This window comes from Okeania sp. SIO2B9 (assembly GCF_010672505.1).
Classification (GTDB): Bacteria; Cyanobacteriota; Cyanobacteriia; order Cyanobacteriales; family Microcoleaceae; genus Okeania; species Okeania hirsuta.
Genome location: NZ_JAAHGK010000754.1, coordinates 1 through 3860, shown reverse-complemented (window position 1 = coordinate 3860; position 3860 = coordinate 1). Strand labels below are relative to the sequence as shown.

At 38.1% G+C, this 3860-nt stretch carries 3 protein-coding genes; all 3 read left to right on the top strand.

From position 1 onward, the window contains the following. Positions 1–1545, top strand: a 1545-nt coding sequence (locus F6K13_RS22835) for a peptidoglycan DD-metalloendopeptidase family protein (RefSeq protein WP_287288483.1), incomplete at its 5' end; no start/stop codon positions are given. A 531-nt stretch (positions 1546–2076) separates the two neighbouring features. Continuing rightward, the gene (locus F6K13_RS22830) at positions 2077–3333 is read left to right on the top strand and encodes a GUN4 domain-containing protein (protein WP_287288481.1); all 1257 of its coding nucleotides are present in this window, start codon (positions 2077–2079) and stop codon (positions 3331–3333) included. Between the two features lie 54 nt (positions 3334–3387). Further along, positions 3388–3860, top strand: a 473-nt coding sequence (locus F6K13_RS22825) for a caspase family protein (RefSeq protein ID WP_287288479.1), incomplete at its 3' end; no start/stop codon positions are given.

The following is a 3860-nucleotide window of genomic DNA, read 5'->3' as shown; positions in this document are numbered from 1 at the left end:
CCAAGTTATTACGAACCTGAACCATATTATTCTCAACCAGCGCCAAGTTATTACGAACCTGAACCATATTATTATTCCCAACCCGAACCAGAACCAGAACCGGAACCAGACAGTGGTATTTATCTGCCGAAAAATTTGTATGTCGCACCTCCGACGAATACAGGAGTCAACCTATCAAAACAACCAAAATATCAGGAGTTACCACCTCTAACATTACCAAAACCTGAAAAACTTTATTATTATGACGGTTCGACCAACGCTTATATAGATAATACAGAATACAAAACTGGCGCAACAGAAAGTTATGAAGCACCAAACACAGTAGTTTTCTCCGAACGTTCCACAGGTGATATCGCCCAATATCCAACAACTAACAAAAATTGGGGTGCTGTTGCCGAAAATAACAATTGGAGCGCCCCTACTCAGACTAATAACTGGAGTTCTACAACTGCAACAAATAATTGGAGCGCTCCTGCTCAGACTAATAACTGGAGCGCTCCTGCTCAAACAGCATCCAACAATTCATGGAGTGCGGAAACTCAACAAAGTTACTATTCTCAAAATAACTATCAAGACTCATCCTACGATAACAACTATTACTCATCCTCCAAAAGTAACTATTACTCCTCCAACAACAATTATTATTCAGACACTTCTAGTTATAGTCAAACTAGCTACTACTCTGGTTCATCCTCCAGTCAAAACAGTTATTACTCCAGCACTTCCTACACTCCAAGTTACTACTCAGGGTCGTCACAAGGAGTAGAAGTCGCTGCAGTTTTACCCGCTCAGGTGCAGGGTTTATTTGATAACCCCATTACTCAGTCAGGTTTAGCATATTACAACCGCACCATGCGACCGCCAGCAGTACCAGGAAATGGTAACACTAGAATAATATTTCCTCTATCTATCCCCGCACCGATAACTTCATTTTTTGGTTGGAGACAACATCCAATATTAGGTTATAAGAAATTTCACACAGGTACAGACTTAGGAGCGCCAACAGGAACCCCAGTAGTTGCAACTTATGCAGGTCAAGTAGCGATCGCTGACTGGTTAGGAGGTTATGGTGTAACTGTGGTGTTAGACCACCAGAAAAAATCTTTGGAAACTCTCTACGGTCACTTATCAGAAATTTTTGTGAAACCAGGGGAAGTTGTGAAACAAGGTGAAGTTATCGGTCGCGTTGGAAGTACGGGAATGTCTACAGGTCCGCACTTACATTTTGAAATGCGACAGTTAACAAAGGATGGGTGGGTTGCGAAAAACCCAGATACTCATATTCAGTTTGCTTTGGTGAATTTGATGACAGCGTTGAAAGTTACTGAAATACCACCTGTACCGGAAATAAGTATTAATGAATTGGTGAAACAAACTAAAGAATTAGATTCTGGTGTACCACAACTGCCACCTTTACCACCTGGTTTTGAAGTACCTATTCCTGATTTAGAACCACCAATTTTTGAATTGACAAAAGCTGCAGAAAAGTCTGATGAAGAGACAAAAATTAGCTTGAATGAAGAGGAGAAAAAAGTGGTGGAATAGAGTTAGTTGAATAGGGAAAAATTTACAAAACTCCAAGCCCCCTAAATCCCCCAAAATTGGGGGACTTAAAGATAGCAAATTGACTCTTTTTTTTCCCAACTTTTGGGGGGCTAGGGGGGCAAATTTCAGTCTCAAAAAACTTTTGAGATATCCTCTGAAAGTTGCTACATCACGCGCCCCCTAAATCCCCCAAAATTGGGGGACTTAAAGATAGCAAATTGACTCTTGTTCCCCCCCAAAGTTGGGGCGCTAGGGGGGCAAAATTTAGTCTCAAAAGTTTTTTGAGATATCCTCTGAAAGTTGCTACATCACGCGCCCCCTAAATCCCCCAAAATTGGGGGACTTAAAGATAGCAAATTGACTCTTGTTCCCCCCAAAATTGGGGGGCTAGGGGGGCAAGATTCAGTCTCAAAAAACTTTGTAAGCTCTCAAGAGTTTATCTAAAAATAAAATAAGTTAAAATATAGAGATTATCTCTGGGCAACCACTGAAAAATAACCAAAACTTTAAGAATTAGACCTAATTATTATCATGGAAGACAAGAAAATTTGGATTATTGCTGATGAAACTGCTTCAAAAGTCTCTGGTGAGAAAGATCCAGTAGATACTGGAGCTAATTATCCAGATGGAGTAGAAGATACTGCTATTCCTCTTTATTTTGTGATAGAAAGATTGAGGCGATGTGGAGCAGATAATGTGATTTTACTTTTGGATGCTTGTCGCAGTCAGGAAAGTTCAAAAGGTTTGGGTATAGGAGAAGAAAAACAGAAAGGAGTAATTACAATTGCTTCTTGTAGTCCTAATGAAAGGTCTTATGAAATTGAGGATGAAAGGATAAAACAGGGTGCTTTTACTTATGCTTTATTAGAATCTTTAAGAATTCAAGGTGAAGGTAATTGTGCCACTGTTGAAAGATTATATAATCGTTTGTCTTATCGAGTTACCGATATTAATAGTCAATTTAGAAAGCCTCGGCAAACTCCTTATGCTATTGTTGAACCTGCTACTAAATATCATTTAATATTGTTGGAAAAACAGGCAAATTTGAGGGATATTGCCACACTAGAAAATGATGCTTATCAAGCCGAGGTAGAGAAAAATATTGAATTAGCTAGACACTTATGGACTCGCGTTTTAGCAGTGTCTCCTGCTAATGAAAAAGCTTTAAAAGCTTTGAGAAGAATTTGGCAGATGGAAGAACCTATAGAACCTCAATCAGAAGTTATTGAAACTAGCCCTCAAAACGATGAAATAAAGTTACTTTCTGAGAAAAACGTAGACTATACAAAACTCCGCAAATTCCTAGCTAATGGTGAGTGGAAACAGGCAGATGAAGAAACAGTTAGAGCAATGCTAAAATGCGCCAGACAACAGAAAAATTTATTCGGGTTAGATGACATAGATTTAGATGACGGGGTATTACCAGAAATTTTAATAACAACTTATTTAAAACCTGAGTCGATTGAAAATTTTCCTACTACAGACCTCCAAACTATTGACAAACTTTGGGTGAAATATAGCAATGGTAAGTTTGGTTTTTCTGTACAGAAGAAAATTTATAAAAATATGTTAGATGGTACAAAAAGTTACGATGAAAAAATATGGGAAGCGTTTGGTCACGAAGTAGGTTGGTACAGAGAAGGAGAATGGTCATATTACTCTGACTTGACCTTTTACTTGAATGAAGCTAGGGCAGGACATCTTCCAGGATGCCTAGTTTTTAAGAAAGGAGTAGAGGGTAAGGATGGATGGGAAGTAATCTCTATTCTCTCCCACAGAAAATTGTAAATTTTAAACACATAAGCTTTTCAGCCGTAATTAGAATTTAAGGGGTCTTAAAGAATGGCAAAAAATTGGGCTATTTGTATTGGGATTAACAATTACAATAGTATGCCAAATCTTAAGTATGCTCAGAGAGATGCTAAATTAATGCAGAATTATTTTCTCAATGAAGCAGGTTTTGAGAATATTTATTTATTTACTGATAATTCACCCTCAATTAATTATGCAGGTAAAACTTTTAATTCCCAACCTACTTACGGCAGACTCAAAAGATTTTTACGAGAAATATTTGACAAGGAATTTTTATCCGCAGGTGATAATTTTTGGTTCTTTTATAGCGGTCATGGAATGCGTTTTAAAGACCGAGATTATTTGATGCCTGCTGATGCTGACCCTCATCCAGATGGAGTAGAAGATACTGCTATTTCCCTTTATTTTGTGACAGAAAGATTGAGGCGATGTGGAGCAGATAATGTGATTTTACTTTTGGATGCTTGTCGCAGTCAGGAAAGTTCAAAAGGTTTAGGTATAGA